This is a genomic window from Ruegeria profundi, from assembly GCF_049800715.1.
Lineage (GTDB): Bacteria > Pseudomonadota > Alphaproteobacteria > Rhodobacterales > Rhodobacteraceae > Ruegeria > Ruegeria profundi_A.
Map to the genome: position 1 here is coordinate 233,341 of NZ_JBNAFO010000007.1, position 23,823 is coordinate 257,163.

Sequence of the window (23,823 nt, forward strand, 5' to 3'; positions counted from 1 at the left end):
CACAGAGAGTGTCATGAAGATCAAGAACGTTGTTTTCGCGCCGGGGCTGGCCTCGTACTATTTCGACGATCAGGCGGCGATCAAACAGGGGGCCAAGCAGGACGGGTTCGTTTATTGCGGGCAGGCCCTGACCGACGGCTTTGCCCGCGTCCGGCAATATGGGGAAAGCGTCTCGATCCTGCTGGAGCTGGAAAACGGCCAGATCGCCGAGGGCGACTGCGCGGCCGTGCAATATTCCGGGGCCGCCGGGCGCGATCCGCTGTTTCTGACCTCCTCTGTCATTCCTTTCCTGCAGGAACATCTGACGCCGCAGTTGATCGGGCATGATGTGCGCAGCTTCCGTGAAAGCGCGGAGTTCTTCGACGCGCTGATTGTGGACGGCCAACCTTTGCACACCGCTGTTCGCTATGGCCTGTCGCAGGCTTTGTTGTCGGCGGCCTCGATTGCCAAAGGCAAGATGAAATTCGAGGTCATCTGCGACGAATGGGGGCTTGAACCCATCGCAGCCCCTCTGCGCCTGTTCGGGCAGAGCGGCGACAACCGCTATGAGGCCGTTGACAAGATGGTGCTGAAACAGGTCGACGCCCTGCCCCACGGCCTGATCAACAACATCCCTCAGAAACTGGGCCAGACGGGCGGGAAACTGGCCGAATATGTCACATGGCTGTCGCGCCGCATTCAGGATCTGCGCACAGTTGAGAGCTATCATCCGGTGCTGCATATCGATGTCTACGGCACGGTCGGCATGATCTTTGACAACGACGCGGTGAAAATCGCCAACTATCTGGCAACGCTGGAACAACGCGCCGCCCCGTTTGATCTGTATATCGAAGGGCCTGCGGATGCGGGTTCAAAAGACTGGCAGATCACCCTGCTGCGCGACATCCGTGCCTCGCTGCGGGCGCTTGGCAGCAACGTGAAAATCGTGGCAGACGAATGGTGCAACACCTATCAGGACGTAGTCGATTTCGTCGACGCCGATTGCTGTGACATGGTTCAGATCAAGACCCCCGATCTGGGATCGCTGCACAATACGGTCGACGCGGTTCTCTACTGCAAAGCCAACGGTGTCGCCGCGTATCAGGGCGGCACCTGTAACGAGACCGACATCTCGGCCCGCGCCTGTCTGCACGCCGCCATGGCCACCCGCCCCGACCGCGTGCTGGTCAAACCCGGCATGGGCTTTGATGAAGGCATGACCATCGTCGCCAACGAAATGCACCGCACCCTTGCGCTTTTGAACACACGAGCTGCCGCATGACCGATACCCAACTCAAACCCTACGAAGGCCTACTGGTCGTATCTCTGGAACAGGCCGTCGCTGCCCCCCTCGCGTCGTGCCACTTTGCCCAAGGCGGCGCGCGCGTCATCAAGATAGAGCGTGACACCGGTGATTTCGCCCGCAAGTACGATGGCGCAGTGAAAGGCTCGGCGTCCTATTTCGTCTGGGCCAATCACGGTAAGGAAAGCCTGTGTCTGGACATCAAGAACCCCGAGGATGCCGCTCTGCTGCACCGTATTCTGGACGAGGCGGATGTGTTCATCCAGAACCTCGCCCCCGGCGCCATCGCCCGCGCCGGGTTTGGCGAGGATGTCCTGCGCAAACGCAACCCCCGCCTGATCACCTGCGATATCAGCGGATATGGCGAGGATGGGCGTTATAGCGACATGAAGGCCTATGACTTTCTGGTGCAATGCGAAAGCGGGCTGGTCTCTGTCAACGGCGCGCCCGGTCATCCCGGTCGGATTGGCGTTTCGGTCTGCGATATCGGTGCCAGCATGAACGCGATCATCGGCATACAGAAAGCTCTGATCGCGCGCAGCATCAGCGGCAAAGGCAGCGCGGTGAAGCTGTCCCTTTTCGACACTGCAGCCGATTGGATGACCGTGCCTTTAATGCATACGGTTTATGCGGGCAAAGCGCCTCAGCCGGTCGGTCTGCATCACCCGTCCATCGCGCCTTATGGTGGGTTTACCACCAAGGATGATGAGGTTCTGGCGATCTCGATCCAGAACGAACGCGAGTGGAAACGCCTCTGCGCCGATGTCATCGGACAGCCCGATCTGGCAACCGATCCCCGGTTCTGCGACGCGGCCCAACGGGTCTCCAACCGTGCCGAACTGGATGCCATCGTCGCCGGGTTCTTTGCCCTCCACAGCCGGGACGAGCTGGAAGGCAAGCTGTTCGCAGCAGCCATCGCCTATGGGGCCGTGAACTCGGTTGGCACCTTTGCCATACATCCGCAGCTGCGCCGAACGCCGGTCACACTGGAAAACGGGGATGAAGCGCATCTGGTCGCCGCCCCTGTGCGCCACAGCTTCGATCCGGAAAAACCGCGCTTTGGCCGTGTGCCCGCGCTTGGCGAACATACCGATACCATTCGGTCCGAATTCGCCGAGACGGCCGCCGCATGATCCGGTCCTATCTGTTCACACCTGCGCACCGACCTGAACTGGTGGCCCGCGCGCATGAGCGGGGGGCAGATGCGATCCTGCTGGATCTGGAAGACAGCGTGCCGCGCGACCACAAACAGGCCGCACGCGATGGGCTGGCTGACGCCGTTGGCGCGCTGAAACAGCATGGCATGACAGTCGCAATCCGGGTGAACGCAGATTTGGGCGAATGCGTCCGCGATCTTGAAGCCGCAATCCTGCCGGGCGTCGAGGCGATCATGCTGCCCAAGGTCATCGGGGCCGATCATCTGCGTCTGGTGGATGACTACCTGTCGATGCTGGAACGCCAGGCGAAAATGCCCGACGGCCAGATCAAGCTGATTGCCCTGATCGAAACAGCGCAGGCCCTGCAAAACGGGGCGGACATCGCCAAAGCAACTCCCCGCCTGACCGCGCTGGCCTTCGGGACCGAGGATTTTTCAACCGATTGCGGCCATGCGCCGTCGGTCGAGGCGCTGCAAGCACCGGCTCAAACACTTGTTCTTGAGGCCAAAAGCGCCGGTCTACGCGCGATTGGCCTGCCCGGCAGCATCGCAGAGATCAAGGACATGGACGCCTTTGGTGACAGCGTCACCCTGGGCCGCGCCATCGGTTTCGACGCCGTGATGTGCATCCATCCCCGGCAGGTAAGCATGGTGAATGCCGCCTTTACCCCCAGCGCTACGGACATTGACCATGCGACCCGTGTGAGTCAGGCGTTTGATGCGGCTGTGGCACAGGGACTTGGCGCAGTGATGCTGGACGGCAAGATGATCGACCCGCCCATCGTGGCGCGCGCGCAGGCTATGTTGTAATCCCGGCGTCTTTGAAGAAATCGGCCATGAAGGCAGGGCCTTTCTGATCCACAAAATCCCGAAACGCCCGCGCCGCCGGGCGCAGAGGTTTGTACCGCATGTGCAGAACGAACCAGTCACGGAATTCGGGCATGCCCTCGACGTTCAGAATCTTCAGCTTTCCGGCCATCGCCTCGAGCGCAATCGTGTGCGCCGAGATAAAGGCCAGCCCCATATTCGCCATCACCGCCTGTTTGATATTGGCGTTGCTATCCATTTCCTGCGCCTTCGGCTGCGGAAGGCCGGAGTCCGAGAAAAAGAACTCGTGCACCATCCGCGTGCCCGATCCGCGTTCGCGCACGAGGAACTGATGGGCGGGCAAGTCTGAGCGGCGAATGCGGCTGGAGCGCACCAGCGGATGATCCGGGTGGCCGATCAACACATAGGGGTGCTTGGCGAATTGATGCGCCGTCGTCTCCAACCGGCGCGGCGGGCGCCCCATGAGCGCAAGGTCGATCTGATCGGTATCCAGCATCTCGATCACGCTGCGCCGGTTGGCGATTTTGAACTGTAGATCGCATTCCGGGTGTTCCTGCTGAAACTGCGCTAGCAGATGTGGGCCGAAATTGCGCGCAGTGGTCACCATGGCCACCCGAACCCGGTGGTCTAGCTTGCCCTGCATGATCTGCACAACATCTACCGCCTCGGCCAGCGTTTCGGTCATGCGCTCAGCGTAGGGCACCAAAGCGGTGGCAACCTCAGTCGGGATCACCGAGCGGCCAGATTTCTCGAACAGCGGCGCGCCGAATTCCTCGCTCAACCGGCTCATCTGCATCGACACTGCAGGCGGGGTCAGTGACAGGCGCTCAGCCGCTCGCACAAAGCTACGCGTCTCGATCGCCACCAGAAATATCTGCAACTGGCGCAGGGTGATCTTGTCCGAAGTCGGCGGCATTGCGGCTCCTGTGCGCTAGAAGGCTGGTTTGCGGGTAAAGAAGTCTCCTCCTTTGTCGTCAATAATCACAAATGCCGGGAAATCCACGACTTTTATGCGAAAGACGGCCTCCATCCCAAAGTTGGGAAAATCCAGCGTTTCGATGTTTTTGATGACGTCCTTGCCCAAAACCGCCGCCGCCCCGCCGACCGAGCCCAGAAAGAACCCGCCATGCTCCTTGCAGCTTTGCACGACCGAGGGCGCGCGGTTGCCCTTGGCAATCATCACGCGGGACGCGCCCAGCGCCTGCAGTTCCGGCACATAAGGGTCCATCCGCGCGGCTGTGGTTGGCCCGAACGAGCCCGAGGCATACCCTTCTGGCGTCTTGGCCGGGCCCGCGTAGTAGACCGGGTGGTCGCGGATGTAGTCCGGCAGTTCCTGACCCTCTCGGATCATCCGGGCCAGTTCGGCATGCACCAGATCGCGCGCGACAATCATGGTGCCGGACAGCAAAACCGGGCTGGAGACGGACAGTTTGGACAATTCAGCACAGATATCATCCATCGGCTGGTCCAAGTTAATCCGGGTTGCGGATTGCGCCGCGACATCCTGCGCGGGCAGGAACCGAGCCGGATCATGCTCCAACTGCTCGACCCAGATCCCATCCCGGTCGATCCGCCCCTTGATCTGGCGATCCGCCGAGCAGCTAACACCCATGCCAACCGGCAGGCTTCCTCCGTGTCGCGGCAGTCGAATGACGCGCACGTCATGACAGAAGTATTTCCCGCCGAACTGAGCGCCCAGTGACATGTTGCGGGTCAGCTCAAGTATCTGCGCCTCAAGCTTCAGATCACGAAAGGCGCGCCCATCAGGGCTACCGGTTGTGGGTAGGTCATCCAATTCCTTGGCCGAGGCTTTCTTGACCGTTTTCAGACAGTGTTCAGCCGACAGTCCCCCGACAACAATCGCCAGATGATATGGCGGGCAAGCCGTCGTACCCAAAGTCCGTATCTTTTCGTCGAAGAATGCCAGTATCCGCTCGGGTTCCAGCAGTCGCCTTGTTTCCTGAAACAAAAACGTCTTGTTGGCCGAGCCACCCCCTTTGGCCATGAACAGGAACTCCAGAGCATCCCCGCTGAGCGCCTCGATGTCGATCTGCGCAGGCAGGTTGGTGCCGGTGTTCTGTTCGCGGTACATACTGAGAGGGGCCATTTGCGAAAAGCGCAAGTTGCGCGACTCCCAGGTGTCCTTGACCCCCTGCTCGACCGCCGCATGCAGATCACCTTGCACCAGAACGTTCTGGCCTTTCTTACCGTGAATGATTGCCGTTCCGGTGTCCTGACAACTCGGGAATTCTCGCTCGGCCGAGATCACGGCGTTCTTCAGCAACTCCAGCGCCACGTAGTGATCGTTGGCCGAGGCATCCGTGTCATCGAGAATCTCGCGCAGCTGGGCAAGATGGCTGGTGCGCAACAGATGCGAGACATCTGCAAAGGCGGTTGAGGTCAAATTGCTGACAGCCTCGGACGACACCCACAGGAAGGTTTCATCATCGAACCGGACGGTTTCCAGCCCTTCATTACCGAGATGGCGATAGCAGGTTGTGCCGATTGTTTTCGTTGTCTGTGTCATGGCGCGCACCCTAGTGAGATACCCAGAAACACTCAATAGTTCTTAACTTAAATACCATTTTATTCACCAAAAATTACCAAAAGAGAATCGCGCCAGAATACGCGATTTCAGCAACCGCCGTTTCACACCACGCAACGCATCACTCCCCATAAACGAACCGGCTCAGCATTCGGAGACTCAACAGCCCTTCGTTCAGCGCGGGTCGATCTTGAGCAACATCAATGCCAAGATCTAGCTGTTACGGTCCGCGCGCAGACCCGTGCAAAGATTAACGCAAAATCAAGCTGACCAACTGGTGTCTAAGCTCTTTGGCGTCGATGGGTTTGTGTATTAACTCCAACCCGTTCGCCTTGCATTCTTCCGCCGTTTCAGGCGACCGGTTGGCCGAGATGATGCAGGCGGGAACATCACTGAACTCCGTTTTGATCCGACGCACAGCCTCAATCCCGGTTTTCCCGTGATCCAGCTGGTAGTCCGCGACGATCGCATCGGGTGCGATACCGATCTCGCGCAGCAGGTCCACGGCCTGTTCCTCACCGCAACATTCCAGCACATGAACGCCCCAGGACTCGAGTGTCAGCGTTAGCGCATTTCTGAGATTCGCGTCATTTTCAATCAGCAAAACGATCATGTCGGCCAGTTGACCCGTTTTCCTGTCAGCAGCAGCGGGACGGCCTTCACTGAACTGCCCCTGGTCCTGTACCACAGGGACTTCGACGGAGAACACTGTGCCTTTTCCCAACTCGGAGCGCAGATGAATCGGGTGGTTGAGCAACCCGCAGGCGCGCTCGACAATAGCAAGACCAAGGCCCATACCTTCGGCAGCGCTCGCGTCGGATTGTACCCGCTTGAATTCCTGAAAAACCATATCGCGCTGGTCGGCGGCGATGCCCATTCCGGTATCCAGAACCTCGATCGACACGCGGGTTTTGCGCCGCTTCACCCCGACCAGAACCCTACCGGTGTCGGTATAACGGATTGCGTTGGACAGCAGGTTCTGAAGGATGCGCCGCAAGTAGCTGGCATCACTGGACACAAGCGCGCTGGTCGGCACCACCCGTAACTCCAATCCTTTGGCATGTGCAACCGGCCGGAAAGCATCCTCCATCTGTTTGAACATGTCGCCAACCGACACGGTCGAGAGGTGGACTGTCGCGCTGCCAGAATCCAATTTCGAAATATCCAGTAGAGCCTCAAGGATATGCTCCACGCTGTTGAGCGCACTTTCCGCCTTTGTGGCCACATCATGCGTTTCCGCCTGATCCAACCCGTTTTTCAGCGAAGCCACATAAAGCTTGGCGGCGGACAGAGGTTGCAGCAGATCATGACTGGCGGCGGCAACAAAGCGGGACTTTGACGCATTGGCCCGTTCCGCCTCGCCCAGCGCGTCGGCCAGTTCAACGGTGCGCGCTTCAACGCGTTTTTCCAGAAGTTCCTTGGCGTCCTGCAATGCCTGCGCCGATTTTCGTTCCGCCGTCACATCGGTAAATGAAATCACATAGCCCTTGTCGGGCATTTCCTGCGCAAAGACAGACAGGATTTTCGACCGCCCCCGATGCAGCAGAAACCGCAAGGGCCGCCGAGAGGTGGCCCGCTTGGTCCAGTCGGACAAATCACCCCAGCTCATCCCCGGTTGGAAACTCATATTCGAACCGAGCCGGTCATAGAGCGTTTCAAACTGCGTGCCCATCTGGAATTGCCCGACCGGGATCGCCAGCAACTCACTGGCTCGGTTGTTCCAGCCAATCAATCGGTGCTTGTTGTCGAAGATACAGACACCCTGGTCGATGTGTTCCAGCGTGGCGCGGATCAGGCGCGATTTGTCATCCAGAATGCGGTCGCGTTCTAGCCGCTCGACCCGCATGATATCGGTCACATCCGTCTGCAGGATAACTGTGCCCGCGTCCTTTGTGCGATGTTCCGAGACCTGCATCCAGCGATTTCCGCTCAATCCCACATTGAACACCACATGGTCGTCCGCATGACGCGTGAGCCGAAGCTCGGCCCAGTCCACAGGTGCAACCCCTTCCGGCAGCAACAGAGAGCTCGACCGGCTGACGAGCTCGACATATTCGGTAAAACGCAGACCTGGTTTCAGCCGACCCTTGATATCGGGCATGTGCAACCCAAAGCGACTGTTGCACAGCACCAGTTTTTCATCGCGCCCAAACAAGGCAAAACCATCCTGCACCGCCTCAATCGCATTCGCCAAATTGGCCCGAGCAGCTTCGGTTTCCTCATTGGCCTTGGCCAATTGCGCGTTGGACGCGTTCAGCAGGTCGAGAGCGCGCTCCAGATCATCCGTGCGGGTGCGAATCTCTTGTTCCAACACGGCGGCGCGCTGGAATTGCGCATAGGCAGCACCCGAGGCATCGGTAGATTCCTCGACCCGGCGCATCAGCGCCTCGACGATCTTCAGCAGTTTTTCATTCTGGCGTTCGATCGGATCCAGCGGGTCGGTCAGATGCTCGATCATCCGCTAGTCGTCCCCGGGTGGATAGATCGCCACCCCGGTCATCGTCTGATTGACGTGGATCGAGTTGAACTGCTCACCATACGTCGAAAATCCGACCACATGATTGTCCGACAGGATGCGCGAAATTTCGTGCGTTTTCTGTTTCTCCTGCGCCTCGAGCCGCCGCAGGATACAGTCGCAGGCCAGGATTGTATCGGGCTTCTGCTTTTCGTTCAGCGCTGCGATCTCTTCCTGCAGATGCACCGTCATGTCGCGCGGCTCGGCCAGGGTCAGAACCAGCCCCTCATCAATGGCCGAAAAGAACACCAGATCGCCATTGCCCGCGACCTGCTGAATGGCCCGTACATGATGCTGACCTCCGATCTGAACGACGACAGGATGGGCCGCGAAGGTAAAGGGGGTCAGCTGTTCAGGGTCTTTGCCAAGGATGCGCGCATATTCCCGCGCTGCGGGTTCCGCGTTGATTTCCTGAACGATGCGGTTGGCGGGGTCGGCTTTGGTCACGACCATACGCTGTGCGGCGGGAACAAGATGATCTGTCTTGAACACCTTGATCGGGCACGAGGTTCGCACCTGCACCAAAATGGCTGCGTTCTCCAGCGCCTGTGATCCATGCAGAACATAGGTGTGGCCGAACTCGGTCCCGTCGCCTGCCGATCCACCGAACAGAGGCACCGGCCCCAAACCCATCGCCAGCTCGGATGTCAGCTCGTCTTCTTTGGTGGACAGGCCGTCGATCATCAAGAAGGTGAATTCGTATTCCCAAGCGGGAAAGCTGCGCGTCATTGCGGTTCGGTTATGGATCATTTCGGCAATGATATCTTGCGCACAGAAATCATTCAGGTCCGGCAACAGAATGGTGCGCGTTTCAAAATGCGAGCACGGCAAGGCAAGCGCGACGATCTGATCCTCGTTATAGCCACCTTCGGCAAGCTCTCCGGCGGTGGTGCATCCGACCACCATCGTGGGCGCAAATTCCTGTTCAGCCTCGGCGATCACCGCCGCGGCATCGGCATTGGGGCTAACAAACAGAATGATCAGCGCCATGGGGTCATCCCCCAGCGACCTGAACAGATCCCTGACTGCGTTGTCGGCGCTGCATTCCGCAAATGCCGTCTTTACGATGCCTGGCCTGACGGACTGGGCACTGGCCCATCCGAATGCTTGGTTCATCGCGACTCCTCCCTAAAGCCCGACGATTACTGAGAGGTTAGAGTATCTGACCCTATTCTTGCAATACGCTGGCAAAGGATGCTTTCTTGGCAATCAGAACCGCCTGAGTGCGGCTTTGAACGCCAAGTTTCCGCATGATTGCAGTGACATGCGCCTTAACCGTGGTTTCGGCAATCGACAGGTCATAGGCGATCTGCTTGTTCAACTTACCCTCGCAGATCAGTTGAAGGATGCGGCCCTGTTGATTGGTCAACGCGGCAAGCCGGTTGACCGCATCGCTATGTTCATCCTCTTCCGCATCTTCGATCAGAACGCAGCCGTCGGGGACAAAGATTCCCCCCGCATGCACCGTCTCGAACGCGGTGCGGAACACATCGCGCTGGCTGTGCTTGGGCACATATCCCGATGCCCCTGCCTTGATCACTTGACTGATCACACGGTTGTCGGTCAACGAGGACACAACAATCACCGGCGCATCCGCCGCGGATTTCAAGCGCACCAGACCATCCAGGCCATCCACATCCGGCAGGTTCAGGTCCAGCATCACCGCATCCGGCTTCAGCCCTTTAGCCACCAGCTCCATCGCGTTTTCCAGACGGTCTGCTGTGTGAATTTCGCCGATCTCGGCCACGCTGCGCAGGGTCATCGACAAGGCGTCGCAGAAAAGCGGATGATCGTCGACAATCAGAACATTCTCAAAATCAGTTTGTCTGGCGGGTTCTGCAAGCATGAAGGTCGCCTTTGCATTGAAACTCTCTTTGTTCCGAGCTTAGCAACACCGTTGGCATACGCCTACTGGCGGAAGGTCGTAGACCAAAGAAAACGCGCGCCCGGATGCCGAGCGCGCGATCTTTGGGGTCAGAACCCGCCTCAGTTCGCCGAGGCCAGCTCTTTCGGCAGGCGGAAGGTCCACAAGGTACCGCCCTGGTTCAGGTAGTTGACCTTCTTGGCCACTTCACCGCCCCACAGCGGAACCGCACCGCCCCAGCCGGAGATGATCGAGACATATTGCTCGCCATCCTGTTCCCAGGTTACAGGCTGACCGACGATGCCGGAGCCGGTCTGGAACGACCACAGTTTCTCGCCGGTTTCGTCATCGAGCGCGATGAACTCGCCCTCGGGGGTGCCGAAGAACACCAGGCCACCAGCCGTGGTCATCACGCCCGACCACAGCGGAGCGTCGTTCTTGTATTCCCACTTCCACTCGCCGGTATCGGGGTCGATAGCCTTGAGCGAGCCGATGTGATCTTCGTAGTTCGGCTTGATGGTAAAACCCGCGCCCAGATAGGCGGCGCCTTTCTTGTAGGTGATTGGCTCATTCCAGATATCCATGCCCCATTCGTTCGAAGGCACGTAGAAATTGCCGGTGTTCTGCGAGAAGGCCATTGGCATCCAGTTCTTGCCACCCAGGAAGGACGGCGAGGCAAAGATGACCTCACCCTTGTTGCCATCAGCCGCAGCGGCCGGATCACCGGGACGGTTGTTCTCGACAAAGATCGGACGTCCGGTTTCATCAATTCCGTCGGCCCATGTGATATCCTTGACGAAAGGTGTCGCCGAGACGAACTCACCATCCTCACGGTTCAGGACATAGAAATACCCGTTCCGGTCGGCAGTGGCGTAGCGCTGGTTGCCCTCGCGGTCGGTATAGGCAACCACTTCGTTCACACCGTCATAGTCCCAGCCTTCCCGCGGGGTGGTCTGGAAATGCCACTTGATCTCGCCGGTTTTGGGGTCGATCCCGATGCGACTGGCGGCATAGAGGTTGTCGCCCTTGTTGCCTTCGGTGGGGGTGCCCGCATTGCGCAGCCAGCTGTTCCACGGCGCCGGGTTGCCTGCGCCAAAGACCAGCGTGTCGGTGTCAGCATCGTAAGAGCCGCCCAACCAGGTCGCGCCGCCGCCGGTTTTCCACATGTCACCGGGCCAGGTTGCGTTCAGCTCACCCGTCATGGTGCTTTCTTCGCCATTCAGCGTGCCCATGTGGCCTTCGATCACGGGGCGTTCCCAAACCAGATCGCCGGTATTGACGTCCCGCGCCTGTACCGCACCAACGATACCGAACTCACCGCCCGAGTTGCCGGTGATGACCAGACCGTCGACGATCAGCGGGGCAGCCGTATAGGAATAGCCCGCCTTGTAGTCTGCAATCTTGTCGCGCCAGACCACATCGCCCGTGTCCTTGTTCAGCGCTACGATCCGCGCGTCCAGCGTACCGAAAATGACCTTGTCGCCATAGATGGCAGCACCTCGGTTGACCACGTCACAGCAGGGCAGAATGCCTTCGGGCAGGCGGGCATCGTACTGCCAGACCTCTTTGCCGGTCTCCAGATCAATTGCATAGAGGCGTGAATACGACCCGGTGATATACATCATCCCGTCATAGATCAGCGGCTGGGTTTCCTGCCCGCGCTGCTTTTCTCCGCCAAGACTGAAGGCCCAGGCCGGAAGCAGGTTCTTGACGTTGTCCTTGTTCAGCATGTCCAGCGGGCTGTAGCGCTGCAAATGCCGCCCCATTCCATTGGTCACAACCTGAGTGGTGATCGTTTGGTCATTGGCCAGATCGTCTTCGGTAACTTCTGCATAGGCTGCGCCGGTTGCGACAATGCTCGCAGCGGCGGCCATGATAAACCGGTTCATCGGTATCCTCCCTAGACTTATGTCTTTCCTCCACGCCGAATCTCCGACGCGTCGGGATTGTTGGCGAGAGTATTATTCGCAGGCAGGCACCGGTGTTGGAATTGCACATTGGTCGTAGGGCGCAAACAGCCGATTTCAACTAGGTTGGGCCATCTTTTTTGATGTGCGAGGCAATGATGCGGCGGCTTTTCACTTGGTTTATTCCTGCGGTTTTGATCTGCGCGCAGCCTGCGCTGGCCGATCCTCTGTCGGGGCAGAAGGCCATTTCTCTGGTCGATGGAGAAGGCAACAAGCTGTTGATCGGAAACGTGACTTTCGAACCCAAGGGCGACGCCACAGCCTATCAAATAGACCTGAGTGCGGGCCCCTTCGCAGACCATTTCCTGTCCATGCGCCCGTTTCGCTGTCTTGAGGGGGCGGACAAACACTGGTGCCATGTCCCCTACCCTTATGCTCTGCGGCGCGAGGTCTCGGACGGCGATCTGACCGATCTGGAATACGACCTGCTGTTTATCCACAAGGGCGCCACCGAATACGGCATTGATATGTGGAACGGGGTCTACTATCGCCTGCAGCGCGATGGCGACCGCCTGATCGGACAGTTGCACGAAATGGATATGGGCATCATTTCAGCCCCACCCGAAGACGGAGATCTGAGGCCCGTATCCGAGGCAGACATCCACGAGGTCGATCCCGATAGCCACTGGTTGCCTCAGGTCATGATCGACTGATCAGAGGTTTGGCGTCGGCTTGGGAAACCCCGCTCCATCGGGCGCCCGCGCCTCTTTCCAAGTGTTCGGCTACGTCAGCGGGCCCAGCTCAAAACAAGGGCGCGTATTTCCACTCATCTGCATCCGGCGTGACCTCATTCGGATCATAGCCAGACTCTTGCAGACGTTTGGCGATTTTCAGGCCGTCGCTTGCGGCTTCATCCACATAGGCTCGGCCCAGTTCCGGGTCTTGCGCCACCCCGTGGCCGCGCAGCAGGTTGAGGCCGTAGTTAAACTTGCCCACTGGATCGCCCAGATCAGCGGCGCGTTTGTCCCAAGCGGCGGCGGCATCGGGATCGTAGTCTCCGCCCAGACCGTTATTGTCGAGCTGCCCCATCCAAGTCATCGCGCCGGTATACCCGGCATTGGCGCAGCTTTCGAACAGCTTGCGCGCCATCTCATGCCGACCGGATTTGGTGATGTAGTAGCCCGTCGCGCAGGTCGTCATATCGGTGACGCCATTGTCAATATTGCTCATGACGCGGCCAAAGCCCGTGTCCTGCGGGTTGAGCGTGCCGTACTCATCCTCGACCGTCTGAGCCGAGGCGGCCGTGCCCAGAAAAAGTAATGCAATTGCGATACGGATCATGAAAGAACCCTCCGTTTGAAAGGTATCCTAGCGCATCGACGGGTACATTTCACGTCTGCCATGGTCGTAGACGGCCTAGCGACCGGGGCGTTTGATCCCGCGGGCCGGGTCGTAGCCCCACAGCGCGAGGCCCAGAAAGGCCAGTCCGGCAAGGATAGTCCAGCCAAGGGCCGGGCCGTTGAACTGACCATAAAGCGCAAAACGGATCAGCTCAACGGCGTGGGTAAAGGGGTTGAGCGCGCAGATATCACGCAACAGGGCCGAGCTTTCGGCCATCTTCCAAAGCGGGTAAAGCGCCGAGGACAGGAAGAACATTGGAAAGATGACAAAATTCATCACCCCGGCAAAATTCTCAAGCTGCTTGATGGCCGAGGACAAAGCCAGACCCAGAGCGCCCAGCATCAGCCCGGCAATGATCAGCGCGGGAAAGACGCACAGATATCCGTACCACGGCATATCAATCCCGTAGATCGCGGCCACCACCAGAAACGTATAGACCTGCAGGATCGAGATCGTGATGCTGGCCAGCAGGCGGCAGAACAACAGCCACCATCGCGGCAGAGGGCTGGTCAGCAGCAACCGCATCGACCCCATCTCGCGGTCATAGACAAGGCTGAGGGAGCTTTGCATGCCATTGAACAGCATGATCATGCCGCACAGGCCCGGTACGATGTAGATCTCATAGGTGATATAGGTCTGATAGGGCGGCGTGATTGACAGGCCCAAGGCCGCGCGGAACCCGGCGGCGAAGACGATCAGCCAGACCAGTGGGCGTACCAAAGCAGCGATGAACCGGCTGCGCTGTCGGACAAAGCGCAGCGCCTCGCGGATCAGGATCGCGCGCAGGGCGATCAGCGCGCCGGTCATACCGAGGCTCCGGTCATCGACAGGAACACCTGTTGCAGCGGTTGGTCGCCGGTGATGTCGCGGCAGGTGCCTTGTGTCAGCATCTTCCCTCGATGCAGGATGGCAAGCTGATCGTCAGGGTTGATCTCATCGGTCAGATGGGTCGCCCATAACACGGTCAGCCCATCCTGCGCCGACAGATCATGCACATGTTGGGTGATCGCGCTGCGGGCTGCCGCGTCCAGCCCCACCGTCGGTTCGTCCAGCAACAGAACCGAGGGCGCATGGATGAGGCAGCGCGCAATCTCCAGACGTCTGCGGTGGCCGCCATTCAGATCGCGGGTGCGTTCGCTTGCGCGTTCGGCCATATCCAGACGGTTCAGCGCGGCGGCGATGCGAGTCTCGGCTGTGCGACCCGACAAGCCATGCAAGGCGGCGAAGTAGCTGAGGTTGCGATGAACAGTGAGGTCCAGATCCAGCGTCGGCTGCTGAAACACGACCCCGATCTGCGCCAAGGCCTGACGGGGCTGTTTCGAGATATCGAACCCCGCCACCTCAATCACCCCCTGCGCGGTGGTGAACAGGCGGGTCAACAAGGAAAACAGCGTCGATTTCCCCGCGCCATTAGGCCCCAGCAACGCGCAAAACGCGCCCTGCGGGACGTGAAAGCTCACGTCATCAAGGGCGCGTTTGTCGCCATAGGCGTAGCTGACATTGCGGACCGAAAACCCTGTCACTTAATGGTAATCTCCAGCCGCTGCGTTTCGCCGGTGCTGCCCGGTACTTTCAGATAGTAGCTGCCCGGCTTGATCGCGACAAAGCCTATTTCCATCTCGCCCGCCTCGTCAAACTCAACGGAATCGACACCCAGAGGTCTGATTTCCAACCCTTCGACAACGATCTCATCCACCCAGATCGCGCGGAAGAACTCAGGCCCGACCAGAGCCAGTTCCTGACTGCCGTCGCCCTGAATTTCGAACTCATAATAGGTGCCGGATTTCAGCTCCCACGGGGCCTCGGCCAAGGGGACACCGGCGGAGAGAATGATCGGAGGCAGGTCTTCCTTGTTCTTGGCCGACAGGATACCGGCCAGACCAAAGCCGTCGTCATCATCATCGTCGGCCAAAGCCGCAGCGGGCAAAGCCATAGCCAACATCGCGGCCGCGCATATCAGTCGCTTCATCTCTTAAGTCTCCTCAATCGTGTCAGTTGGTCGGACGGAAGGCCGCGCCCCAGGGGAAACGCCCAACCTTGATCGTCTTGATCGGTTCGCGCTTGGCCACATCAATCACGGTCACATCGCCAGACACGCCATTGGTGGTAAACAGCAGCGACTTGTCGGCGTTGAAATCCATGTGCCAGACGCGGCGACCCACGAGGATGTAATCCTCGACCTCATAGGTTTCGGCATTCACAGCCGCCACGTGGTTCGACGGTCCCAGCGCGACAAAGGCGGTCTCATCGCCGTTGGACAGCTCAAATCCCACGGGCTGCACCCGGTCGGGGTGGACGCCTTCGACCTCGAACTCGATCTTGGCCTTTTCGGTCTGGGTTTCCACGTCGAACACGGTGATGGTGCCGCCGATTTCTGAGCTGACCCAAAGCTCGGTCCCGTCCTTCAGGAATTCGGCATGGCGCGGGCGAGAATCGACCAGAGTGTTGGCGAACAGCTCTTGCGTCTCGGTGTCGATCCAATGCGCCATATTGGTGGTCTCGGACGTGGTGATGGCAATCTTGCCATCGGGCGACACGGCCATCCCTTCGGGTTCGATCCCCACGTCGATCTGCGCAATCACCGTGCGCGATTCCGTATCGACCACCGTGGTGATCGCGTCGTCTTCGTTGGCGATATAAAGATGCTTGTCATTGGGGTGCAGCACAAACTGCTCGGGGTCCTCGCCCGAGGGCAGGTCATGGAGAATTTCGCCCGTCTCGGGGTCCATCACCTGCACCGAGTCACTGTCGGACGCGCAGATATAGAGAACTGAGTAGTCCTTGGAAAACGTGATCCCGCGTGGGCGCTCGCCGGTCTCAATGGTGCGGATCACCTCAAGCGTTTCGATGTCGATCACGCTGAGCGTGTCGTCCTTTTCATTGCTGATCCAGATTTCATCCGCAATGGCCGGAGCGCAGAGCGCGGTCGCTGCCAGAAGTGCTGCTAGTCTCATCGCTGTCACTCCTTAAATGCCTGACACTGGCTTTCGGCTTCATCAATGCCCAGCGTGTCCAGTTCGGTGCGTTGATGCAAAAACCCCTCGAGCGGAGCCATCGCCACCACGGCGCGATCCGTGACCAGAGGGATGGGTTGCCGCAACTGGCCGTTCCAGGCACGGAAATTCATCGCGCGGCCTTTGAAGCCCGCCAGTTCGAAATCATCCGACAGGATATAGTCGCGCAGAACCGCTGGATCATCTGATTGAGTACGCGTCACCGCCTCGCCCAACGCCCGGTAGGCCGCCCATGCGGCGTAATCCTTGGGGCGCATCGCCCGCCCTGCCTGATCTGCAAACCGGTTCTGCATCTGCACGGCGCCCCATTGTTCGACCACGCGCGACCAAGTGACGGGCTGCAAGCCCTCTGACCCAGCAACGGGGCGCGGCTCCCATGTGTTGAAGGGGATGTAGCGGCCGAAATCGTCCAGCTCATCAGCGACTAGCAGCACGTCATAATCGCCGAAGTCCTGCGTAAACAGTGGCACCTCTTGCGCTGCGTTGCGCCGAAGATCGGCATCGAAAACCCATGTCTTTTCCGCTTGTAGCTTCAGCCGGAACTTTTGCAGCGAGTATTTCAGCGCCTCGGCAAAGGCCTGATCCCCCGGATGTTCACCCGCGACCAGGACAATCTCGTCCCACCGGCGTTTGACCAGGAACTGCGCCAGAGCGTCAGTGCGCATCACGTCTGACGGCAAGGTGTGCAACAGGTTGGCGCGGCACTCGGCCTCGCGCAGCGATACATCGGGGGCCGAGGCGTTAAACAGCACTGCACCCGCCGCTTCGGGCAGATCGGCGACCTCAAGCTGCGCTTGCGCAGGCGCGTCCAGAATGACAAAGGGACCATTGGCCAAGGCCTGCCGCGCGGCTTGCGCCCAGTCCCCACTTTCGGGCACCGTGGTCACCGTCAGATCATATTTGTGACCCAGAAACTTGGCCGTTGTCAGGTTGTCGGCCAAGCCCAGCTCAGCACCTGCCATCCCTAAGTCTTCTGGAATAGGGTCGAGGTTGGACAGAACCGGAGGGCGCTCAACCTCTTGCTGCAGGTAGGTCACTGAAATCGCGACCTCGGCCTGCGTAGCGCCAGATGCCAGCGCCAAGGCTGCAAGAACAAAAGAAAACCTGAACATTCTGCGCCTCCTCCCCGGCCCTAAAAGTAAAAGCTGGTCGAAAATGGGAAAGCCATTCGACCTTAGTCGCAGATTTTGCCCATCTGCAACCAAGGTCGAATGTCGCGATGAATTTGCCTGCGCTATGACCGGGGAAAGCTTCAATAGGAGGATGAGATGCGTCTTGGTTTTTACAGCGCGGCGCTTGCGGCAACGGTGACAGCGGGAATGGCGCTGGCACACGGAGATGTCGCGCCCCAGCCGGTAAATACGGATGCCCTTCCCGACGTGAGCGAGGAATGGCTGATCGAGAACCCCTATCGCGATCAGGGCGAAGAGGTCTGGCAAGCTGCAATCGAAATCGGCGATTCCGGCTATAACCAGAACTGCGCGCGCTGCCACGGTTTGGGCGTCGTATCGGGCGGCCTGGCCCCCGACCTGCGATACCTCGAGGCCGAAGAATACGGCGATGAGTGGTATATCGAACGCTTCCGCGAGGGCTATACCCAGAACGGTATCACCAAGATGCCCGCCTTTGGCGATCTGCTGGGCCAAAAGGCCGCCTGGGCCATTCGTACCTATATCGAGACCCGCCCTGACGACGGCGCGTTGGATGATCATTCGGACCGGTTGAAGGAAATCCGCGACGAGCTGGCTGCTATGGCCGAGGGTGCGGATGGGGACACAGCCGCCCTGCAATCCGAACTGACCGAGATCGCGGGTACAATCGAAACCGGCTCGGGCGCGCCTGTTGCCGACTCGGTGGCTCTGCGCGCTGCGGTGCTGATCTCGGGCGAGGCCCCGGATTTCGCACAAGCGGCGGAGCAGCTGACTATCGGATTGTCTGCCGCGCAATAGAACGGCAGACTGGGGCACATGATCGGACGCCATTTCATTTTCTCCCTGTTGGTCGCCGCCCTGTCCGCCGGGTCGGCTCTGGCCAGGTGTGAAGACCATGTGCCCCAACCCAAACCCCAGAATGCCAGCCGCGACATCGTGGGCGCTGACCTCGATACCATTGTCGAGCGCGGTTATATCGAGTTCGCGGCCTACGAAGACTTCGCGCCCTGGTCCTTTGAGAAGGACGGCAAGATACAGGGCGTGGACATCGAAATCGGCAAGCTGATCGCGCAGGATCTGGGGGTCGAGCCCCGGTTCAATCTGGTCGCGGCGGGAGAAAACCTTGAGGCCGATCTGCGCAACTGGATCTGGAAAGGTCCTCTGATCAACGGGCGCGTGGCCAATGTCATGCTGCACATTCCCTATGACAGCGAATTTGCCTGCCGGGTCGAACAGGTGGTGTTCACCGGTCAGTATCATGACGAGGAAATCGCCATCGCCTTTCGCCGCGATGCCTATCCCGAAGACCCTCCGGTTCCGGCCTATTTCCGCTTTGACACCGTCGCTGTTGAAAACGATTCGATTGCCGATTTCTACCTGTCGTCTTTTCCCGGCGGGCAACTGTCGCAGAATGTCAGCCGGTTCCCAACCGCAGATCAGGCGATGGAAGCTCTGGCCGCAGGTGAAACGATGGCCGCAATGGGGCCCCGCGCCCAGTTAGAGGCCGGGCTGACTCCGGATCTGGATATCCACACCCCTCCGCTGCCTGGCTTTGCTGTCAGCACCTGGACCAGCGGAGTGGCCGTGCATTTTGCCTATCGCGGCCTCAGCTATGCGGTCGATGACGCGATCTATGCAGCGCTTCAGAATGGCCGCATCGCCAAAATCTTCGAGGATTATGGGCTGACGCACACCCCTCCGGAACTGCGCTGACTACGCCCAAGGTCGCATATGCTTTGCGGCCTCGAGGCCCTAGGTTGGAAAAAACTCTGGAGGAGTGACATGGAGTTACATGACAGCCGCACAATAGCCGCGCCACGATCCGAGGTCTGGGATGCCCTGCTGTCGGCAGATGTTCTGCGCGAATGCGTCCCTGGTTGCCAGGAGATGACCGGCACAGCCGAGGACGGGTTCGATGCCACCGTGGTGCAGAAAGTCGGCCCCGTCAAAGCCACGTTCAAAGGGAAAGTGACCCTGTCCGACATGGTGTCCGAGGAAAGCCTGAAACTGTCGGGCGAAGGCAAGGGCGGCGCTGCTGGTTTTGCCAAGGGCGCGGCCGATGTCACGCTGTCCGACGTTCCCGAAGGCACTTTGCTGACCTACAACGTAGACGCGCGCGTGGGCGGCAAGCTGGCCCAACTGGGTGGTCGTGTCGTGGACGGGTTCGCCAAGAAAATGGCGGATCAATTTTTTCAGAATTTCCAAAGCGCGGTCGAGGTCGAGCCAGAGGCCCCTGCCAGCGAAGCGGCAGCTGAACCTGAAAAACAAGCGGAAGAGGCAACCGAAAAGAAAGGCTGGCTCAAGCGCGTATTGGGCGGTTGAGCTACGGATTTAAGGGAGGAAAATGTGATGAAAATATCGCTGACTGTGAATGGCATGTCTGTGAGCGGTGATGTTGAGGGTCGGACGTTATTGTCTGGTTTTTTGCGGGATCATTTGTCTTTGACGGGGACGCATGTTGGCTGTGATACGGCGCAATGTGGGGCCTGTGTGGTGCATGTGAACGGCGAGGCCGTGAAGTCGTGCAACATGCTGGCGGTTGAGGCCGACGGTGCCGAGGTCGGCACGATCGAGGGTCAGGCGGCCGAGGATGGGACGCTCAATGCGATCCAGCAGGCGTTTCAGGATCACCACGGGCTGCAATGCGGCTTCTGCACACCGGGCATGGTGATGAGCGCGGCGGCCTTGCTGAAGGACAATCCCCGCCCGTCCGAGGCCGAGATTCGCAAGTATCTGGAAGGCAACCTGTGCCGCTGCACAGGCTATCACAACATCGTCAAGGCGATCATGGCCGCTTCGGGCCAGGACGTCAGCAGCATCGCCGCCGAATAAGCGGCCCGAGGGAGGAGAACAAGCAATGCCCAAAGACAGTGGCATCGGAGCCAGTTCCAAGCGGCGCGAGGACGTGCGCTTTCTGACCGGAGCAGGCAATTACACCGACGACATCAACGTGGCCGGACAGGCCTATGTTCATTTCCTGCGCTCGGATATCGCGCATGGCCGGATCACCAGCCTTGATACCTCGGCGGCCGAGGCCATGCCGGGCGTGGTCAAGGTGTTCACCGGCAAGGATTTCGAAGGCGTGGGCGGCATGCCCTGCGGCTGGGAGGTGACGGACAAGCACGGCGCGCCCATGCAGGAGCCTGCGCATCCCATTCTGGCCCAGGGCAAGGTGCGCCATGTGGGCGATCCCATCGCCGCCATCGTGGCCGACAGCCTGGAGCAGGCGCGTGACGCGGCCGAGGCGATTGACCTCGAGATCGAGGAACTGCCCGCCGTGATCGACATGAAGGCCGCAGCGCAAGAGGGCGCGACGCTGGTCCATGACGATCTGAAGAACAACATCTGCTATGACTGGCAGCTGGGCGAGACTGACGATGCAAAGGTCAATGAGGTCTTCGCCAATGCGGCCCATGTGACCACGCTGGATCTGGTCAACAACCGCCTGGTCGCCAACCCGATGGAACCACGCGTGGCGGTTGGTGAGTATAAGCGGGGCACGGATGAGTACACGCTCTATACCACGTCGCAGAACCCGCATGTGATCCGCCTGCTGATGTGCGCCTTTGTGCTGGGCCTGCCCGAGCATAAGGTCCGCGTGGTGGCCCCGGATGTGGGCGGCGGTTTTGGCACCAAGATATTCCACTATGCGGAAGAGGCGTTCTGTACCTTCGCCGCCAAGGCCTGCAACCGCCCGGTCAAGTGGACCTCCAGCCGGTCCGAGGCGTTCATGTCGGACGCCCATGGCCGGGATCATGTCAGCAAAATCGAACTGGCGCTGGATGCAGACAATAACTTCATCGGGTTGCGGACCAACACCTACGCGAACCTTGGAGCGTATCTGTCGACCTTCTCCAGCTCGGTGCCCACATGGCTGCACGGCACGTTGATGGCGGGCAATTACAAGACGCCGGTCATTCAGGTGAATGTGAAGGCGATGTTCACCAACACAGTGCCGGTGGATGCCTATCGCGGCGCGGGCCGGCCCGAGGCGACGTTCCAGTTGGAACGCGTGGTGGATAAAGCTGCGCGCGAGCTGGGAGTCGATCCGATTGCCCTGCGCCGTCAGAACTTCATCACCCAGTTCCCCTATGACACGCCGGTCGCTCTGACCTATGACACTGGGGATTACAACGGGACCATGGACAAGCTGGAAGCTGCGGCTGATCTGGCAGGCTTTGCCGCGCGCCGTGCGGCAAGCGAGGCCAAGGGCAAGCTGCGGGGTCTGGGCATCAACTGCTATATCGAAGCGTGCGGCATTGCGCCCTCGAACATCGTTGGCATGCTGGGGGCCCGAGCGGGTCTTTATGACGCGGCGACCGTGCGGGTGAATGCCACCGGCTCGATCAGCGTCATGGTTGGCGCGCACAGCCACGGGCAGGGGCATGAGACCGCCTTCCCGCAGGTTGTGGCCGACATGATCGGCATTGATGAATCGATGGTCGAGATCGTGCATGGCGACACCTCAAAAATCCCGTTCGGCATGGGCACCTATGGCTCGCGCTCTCTGGCGGTCTGTGGCTCGGCCATGGTGAAGGCCACCGAGAAGGTGATCGACAAGGCCAAGAAGATCGCAGCCCACCTGCTGGAGGCGTCTGAGGCCGATATTGAGCTGAAGGACGGTCAGTTCAGCGTCGCGGGCACCGACAAGTCGGTGGCCTGGGGCGACGTGACCCTGACAGCTTATGTGCCGCATAACTTCCCGCTGGAGGTTGAGCCGGGGCTGGAGGAGACCGCGTTCTATGACCCGGCCAACTTCACCTTCCCCTCGGGCGCTTATGCCTGCGAGGTTGAGGTCGACCCCGAGACCGGTCAGGTCAGTATCGAGGCCTTCACCGCGGCGGATGACTTTGGCAACATTGTCAATCCGATGATCGTGGATGGTCAGGTGCATGGCGGCATTGGCCAGGGTATCGGCCAGGCTCTGCTGGAGAACTGCGCCTATGATGAGAATGGCCAGCTGTTGAGCGCGTCCTTCATGGATTACGCCATGCCGCGCGCCGATGATGTGCCCTTCTACGGCGTGGATCATTCCAGCCAGACGCCCTGTACGCATAACCCGCTGGGTGTGAAGGGCTGTGGTGAGGCCGGGGCGATTGGCTCTCCGCCGGCTGTGGTCAATGCCGTTCTGGATGCGATGAATTCGGGCGGCAAGGCGGTGGATCACATCGACATGCCAGTAAGCCCGTCGCGCGTCTGGGCGGCGATGAACAGCTGAGTTGAGAGGGCGGACCGGGGGCCAGCCCCCGGACCCCCGAGGTATTTTTAGCCAGATGAAGAGCGGATCTGCGCTCTTCGGAAAGGAAAAGCGGAATGTACAGTTTCGAGTTTGAGAAGCCTTCGAGCATTGCCGACGCGGTTGCTGCGTTGGGGGCCGAGGATGCGCAGCCATTGGGCGGGGGTCAGACGCTGATCCCGACGCTGAAGCAGCGCCTGGCGGCCCCTTCGGTGCTGGTCAGCATGGGTGGGATTGCCGAGATGCAGGGTGTCTGTGTCGAGGATGACGGCTCGGTCGTCATTGGCGGGGCGACGCCCCATGCCACGGTGGCGCGTGAGGCGGCGGGGTCGTATCCGGCGCTGGCGGCTTTGGCGGGTCAGATCGGCGACCCGGCGGTGCGCAACCGCGGCACCATTGGCGGGTCGGTGGCCAACAATGATCCGGCGGCCTGTTATCCGGCGGGTGTGCTGGGCTCAGGCGCGACCATCGTGACCAACGCGCGGCAGATCGCGGCGGACGACTTCTTTCAGGGCATGTTTGCCACCGCGCTGGATGAGGGTGAGATCATCACCTCGGTCCGGTTCCCTGTGCCGCAGGCGGCGAGCTATCAGAAGTTCCTGCAGCCCGCGTCCCGGTTTGCATTGGTCGGTGTCTACGTGGCGCGGTTCGCGGATGGTGTCCGCGTGGCCGTGACCGGCGCCAGCGAAGACGGCGTGTTCCGGTGGGCAGAGGCCGAAGAGGCCTTGAACAAATCCTTCAGCGCCGAGGCATTGATGGGGCTGAGCGTCAACCCGATGAACATGATCGCCGACCTGCATGGCAGCAAAACCTACCGCGCGCATTTGGTTGGGGTGATGACGAAACGCGCCGTCCAAGACTGCGTGTAACCACAAAAACAACAAACCCAAAAGCCCCGGGCAAAACCCCGGGGCTTTTGCTATG

The 23,823-nt window shown here is 59.9% G+C and carries 22 protein-coding genes; 10 read left to right on the top strand and 12 right to left on the bottom strand.

The window, feature by feature from the left end:
* The first annotated feature begins 13 nt into the window (after positions 1-13).
* Genes ACP15L_RS13530 through ACP15L_RS13540 form a run of 3 tightly spaced genes read left to right on the top strand, consistent with a single transcriptional unit; the run spans position 14 to position 3,248 of the window.
* Positions 14-1,261, top strand: a complete 1,248-nt coding sequence (locus ACP15L_RS13530; RefSeq protein ID WP_425084562.1) for a methylaspartate ammonia-lyase — start codon at positions 14-16, stop codon at positions 1,259-1,261.
* Positions 1,258-2,415, top strand: coding sequence for a CaiB/BaiF CoA transferase family protein (locus ACP15L_RS13535; protein ID WP_425084563.1), 1,158 nt, complete (start codon positions 1,258-1,260; stop codon positions 2,413-2,415). Before ACP15L_RS13530 ends, ACP15L_RS13535 begins: the two co-directional genes overlap by 4 nt.
* A complete protein-coding gene (locus tag ACP15L_RS13540) occupies positions 2,412-3,248 on the top strand; it encodes an HpcH/HpaI aldolase/citrate lyase family protein (protein WP_425084564.1) in 837 nt (278 codons plus the stop codon). The genes ACP15L_RS13535 and ACP15L_RS13540 overlap by 4 nt, the downstream gene beginning before the upstream one ends.
* Here ACP15L_RS13540 and ACP15L_RS13545 read toward each other — a convergent pair.
* The 6 genes from ACP15L_RS13545 to ACP15L_RS13570 all read right to left on the bottom strand — a co-directional run bounded on the left by ACP15L_RS13545 (position 3,238) and on the right by ACP15L_RS13570 (position 12,079).
* A complete protein-coding gene (locus ACP15L_RS13545) occupies positions 3,238-4,182 on the bottom strand; it encodes a LysR family transcriptional regulator (protein WP_425084565.1) in 945 nt (314 codons plus the stop codon). The genes ACP15L_RS13540 and ACP15L_RS13545 overlap by 11 nt on opposite strands.
* A 15-nt stretch (positions 4,183-4,197) precedes the next feature.
* A complete protein-coding gene (locus tag ACP15L_RS13550; protein WP_425084566.1) occupies positions 4,198-5,793 on the bottom strand; it encodes a FumA C-terminus/TtdB family hydratase beta subunit in 1,596 nt (531 codons plus the stop codon).
* Between the two features lie 268 nt (positions 5,794-6,061).
* Positions 6,062-8,269, bottom strand: a complete 2,208-nt coding sequence (locus ACP15L_RS13555) for a PAS-domain containing protein (protein WP_425084567.1) — start codon at positions 8,267-8,269, stop codon at positions 6,062-6,064.
* A 3-nt stretch (positions 8,270-8,272) separates the two neighbouring features.
* Positions 8,273-9,442, bottom strand: coding sequence for an FIST N-terminal domain-containing protein (locus tag ACP15L_RS13560; RefSeq protein WP_425084568.1), 1,170 nt, complete (start codon positions 9,440-9,442; stop codon positions 8,273-8,275).
* A 52-nt stretch (positions 9,443-9,494) separates the two neighbouring features.
* Positions 9,495-10,172: a response regulator gene (locus tag ACP15L_RS13565; RefSeq protein ID WP_425084569.1), complete on the bottom strand. Its 678-nt coding sequence runs from the start codon at positions 10,170-10,172 to the stop codon at positions 9,495-9,497.
* Positions 10,173-10,312: 140 nt separating this feature from the next.
* The gene (locus ACP15L_RS13570; protein ID WP_425084570.1) at positions 10,313-12,079 is read right to left on the bottom strand and encodes a PQQ-dependent methanol/ethanol family dehydrogenase; all 1,767 of its coding nucleotides are present in this window, start codon (positions 12,077-12,079) and stop codon (positions 10,313-10,315) included.
* Between the two features lie 173 nt (positions 12,080-12,252).
* Between ACP15L_RS13570 and ACP15L_RS13575 the strand changes: the two genes are divergently transcribed.
* The gene (locus ACP15L_RS13575; RefSeq protein WP_425084571.1) at positions 12,253-12,810 is read left to right on the top strand and encodes a hypothetical protein; all 558 of its coding nucleotides are present in this window, start codon (positions 12,253-12,255) and stop codon (positions 12,808-12,810) included.
* 88 nt (positions 12,811-12,898) lie between these two features.
* On the opposite strand, the gene ACP15L_RS13580 is transcribed toward ACP15L_RS13575, so the two are convergent.
* The 6 genes from ACP15L_RS13580 to ACP15L_RS13605 all read right to left on the bottom strand — a co-directional run bounded on the left by ACP15L_RS13580 (position 12,899) and on the right by ACP15L_RS13605 (position 17,624).
* On the bottom strand, positions 12,899-13,438 hold the full coding sequence (locus tag ACP15L_RS13580) for a sel1 repeat family protein (RefSeq protein ID WP_425084572.1): 540 nt from the start codon (positions 13,436-13,438) through the stop codon (positions 12,899-12,901).
* A 75-nt stretch (positions 13,439-13,513) separates the two neighbouring features.
* Positions 13,514-14,305, bottom strand: a complete 792-nt coding sequence (locus tag ACP15L_RS13585; RefSeq protein ID WP_425084573.1) for an ABC transporter permease — start codon at positions 14,303-14,305, stop codon at positions 13,514-13,516.
* Positions 14,302-15,021, bottom strand: coding sequence for an ABC transporter ATP-binding protein (locus tag ACP15L_RS13590; protein ID WP_425084574.1), 720 nt, complete (start codon positions 15,019-15,021; stop codon positions 14,302-14,304). The genes ACP15L_RS13585 and ACP15L_RS13590 overlap by 4 nt, the downstream gene beginning before the upstream one ends.
* Positions 15,018-15,467 carry a hypothetical protein gene (locus ACP15L_RS13595; protein WP_170675946.1) on the bottom strand — a complete coding sequence of 150 codons (450 nt, stop codon included), beginning with the start codon at positions 15,465-15,467 and terminating at the stop codon, positions 15,018-15,020. The genes ACP15L_RS13590 and ACP15L_RS13595 overlap by 4 nt, the downstream gene beginning before the upstream one ends.
* 22 nt (positions 15,468-15,489) lie before the next feature.
* Positions 15,490-16,452, bottom strand: a complete 963-nt coding sequence (locus ACP15L_RS13600) for a YVTN family beta-propeller repeat protein (protein WP_170675947.1) — start codon at positions 16,450-16,452, stop codon at positions 15,490-15,492.
* 5 nt (positions 16,453-16,457) lie between these two features.
* A complete protein-coding gene (locus tag ACP15L_RS13605) occupies positions 16,458-17,624 on the bottom strand; it encodes an ABC transporter substrate-binding protein (protein WP_425084575.1) in 1,167 nt (388 codons plus the stop codon).
* Between the two features lie 156 nt (positions 17,625-17,780).
* Here ACP15L_RS13605 and pedF point away from each other — a divergent pair, with 156 nt between their 5' ends.
* The 6 genes from pedF to ACP15L_RS13635 all read left to right on the top strand — a co-directional run bounded on the left by pedF (position 17,781) and on the right by ACP15L_RS13635 (position 23,768).
* Complete coding sequence (gene pedF / locus ACP15L_RS13610) at positions 17,781-18,461, top strand: cytochrome c-550 PedF (protein WP_170549083.1); 681 nt, start codon at positions 17,781-17,783, stop codon at positions 18,459-18,461.
* Between the two features lie 18 nt (positions 18,462-18,479).
* Positions 18,480-19,376, top strand: a complete 897-nt coding sequence (locus ACP15L_RS13615) for a substrate-binding periplasmic protein (protein WP_425084576.1) — start codon at positions 18,480-18,482, stop codon at positions 19,374-19,376.
* Positions 19,377-19,445: 69 nt separating this feature from the next.
* Positions 19,446-19,985: a CoxG family protein gene (locus ACP15L_RS13620; RefSeq protein WP_425084577.1), complete on the top strand. Its 540-nt coding sequence runs from the start codon at positions 19,446-19,448 to the stop codon at positions 19,983-19,985.
* A 27-nt stretch (positions 19,986-20,012) separates the two neighbouring features.
* Positions 20,013-20,495 (top strand): (2Fe-2S)-binding protein, encoded by a 483-nt coding sequence (locus tag ACP15L_RS13625; RefSeq protein WP_425084578.1) that lies wholly within the window; start codon positions 20,013-20,015, stop codon positions 20,493-20,495.
* 25 nt (positions 20,496-20,520) lie between these two features.
* Positions 20,521-22,881: a xanthine dehydrogenase family protein molybdopterin-binding subunit gene (locus ACP15L_RS13630; RefSeq protein WP_425082681.1), complete on the top strand. Its 2,361-nt coding sequence runs from the start codon at positions 20,521-20,523 to the stop codon at positions 22,879-22,881.
* A 95-nt stretch (positions 22,882-22,976) separates the two neighbouring features.
* Positions 22,977-23,768 (top strand): FAD binding domain-containing protein, encoded by a 792-nt coding sequence (locus tag ACP15L_RS13635; RefSeq protein ID WP_425082682.1) that lies wholly within the window; start codon positions 22,977-22,979, stop codon positions 23,766-23,768.
* Positions 23,769-23,823: the final 55 nt, after the last annotated feature.

Excerpts from the sequence above, each read along its gene's own strand:
- pedF (WP_170549083.1), top strand. The coding sequence starts at position 17,781 with ATGCGTCTTGGTTTTTACAGCGCGGCGCTTGCGGCAACGGTGACAGCG.
- ACP15L_RS13615 (WP_425084576.1), top strand. The coding sequence starts at position 18,480 with ATGATCGGACGCCATTTCATTTTCTCCCTGTTGGTCGCCGCCCTGTCC.
- ACP15L_RS13630 (WP_425082681.1), top strand. The coding sequence starts at position 20,521 with ATGCCCAAAGACAGTGGCATCGGAGCCAGTTCCAAGCGGCGCGAGGAC.
- ACP15L_RS13565 (WP_425084569.1), bottom strand. The coding sequence starts at position 10,172 with ATGCTTGCAGAACCCGCCAGACAAACTGATTTTGAGAATGTTCTGATT.
- ACP15L_RS13535 (WP_425084563.1), top strand. The coding sequence starts at position 1,258 with ATGACCGATACCCAACTCAAACCCTACGAAGGCCTACTGGTCGTATCT.
- ACP15L_RS13595 (WP_170675946.1), bottom strand. The coding sequence starts at position 15,467 with ATGAAGCGACTGATATGCGCGGCCGCGATGTTGGCTATGGCTTTGCCC.
- ACP15L_RS13530 (WP_425084562.1), top strand. The coding sequence starts at position 14 with ATGAAGATCAAGAACGTTGTTTTCGCGCCGGGGCTGGCCTCGTACTAT.
- ACP15L_RS13635 (WP_425082682.1), top strand. The coding sequence starts at position 22,977 with ATGTACAGTTTCGAGTTTGAGAAGCCTTCGAGCATTGCCGACGCGGTT.
- ACP15L_RS13600 (WP_170675947.1), bottom strand. The coding sequence starts at position 16,452 with ATGAGACTAGCAGCACTTCTGGCAGCGACCGCGCTCTGCGCTCCGGCC.
- ACP15L_RS13570 (WP_425084570.1), bottom strand. The coding sequence starts at position 12,079 with ATGAACCGGTTTATCATGGCCGCCGCTGCGAGCATTGTCGCAACCGGC.
- ACP15L_RS13545 (WP_425084565.1), bottom strand. The coding sequence starts at position 4,182 with ATGCCGCCGACTTCGGACAAGATCACCCTGCGCCAGTTGCAGATATTT.
- ACP15L_RS13625 (WP_425084578.1), top strand. The coding sequence starts at position 20,013 with ATGAAAATATCGCTGACTGTGAATGGCATGTCTGTGAGCGGTGATGTT.
- ACP15L_RS13605 (WP_425084575.1), bottom strand. The coding sequence starts at position 17,624 with ATGTTCAGGTTTTCTTTTGTTCTTGCAGCCTTGGCGCTGGCATCTGGC.
- ACP15L_RS13560 (WP_425084568.1), bottom strand. The coding sequence starts at position 9,442 with ATGAACCAAGCATTCGGATGGGCCAGTGCCCAGTCCGTCAGGCCAGGC.
- ACP15L_RS13620 (WP_425084577.1), top strand. The coding sequence starts at position 19,446 with ATGGAGTTACATGACAGCCGCACAATAGCCGCGCCACGATCCGAGGTC.
- ACP15L_RS13575 (WP_425084571.1), top strand. The coding sequence starts at position 12,253 with ATGATGCGGCGGCTTTTCACTTGGTTTATTCCTGCGGTTTTGATCTGC.
- ACP15L_RS13550 (WP_425084566.1), bottom strand. The coding sequence starts at position 5,793 with ATGACACAGACAACGAAAACAATCGGCACAACCTGCTATCGCCATCTC.
- ACP15L_RS13580 (WP_425084572.1), bottom strand. The coding sequence starts at position 13,438 with ATGATCCGTATCGCAATTGCATTACTTTTTCTGGGCACGGCCGCCTCG.
- ACP15L_RS13585 (WP_425084573.1), bottom strand. The coding sequence starts at position 14,305 with ATGACCGGCGCGCTGATCGCCCTGCGCGCGATCCTGATCCGCGAGGCG.
- ACP15L_RS13555 (WP_425084567.1), bottom strand. The coding sequence starts at position 8,269 with ATGATCGAGCATCTGACCGACCCGCTGGATCCGATCGAACGCCAGAAT.
- ACP15L_RS13540 (WP_425084564.1), top strand. The coding sequence starts at position 2,412 with ATGATCCGGTCCTATCTGTTCACACCTGCGCACCGACCTGAACTGGTG.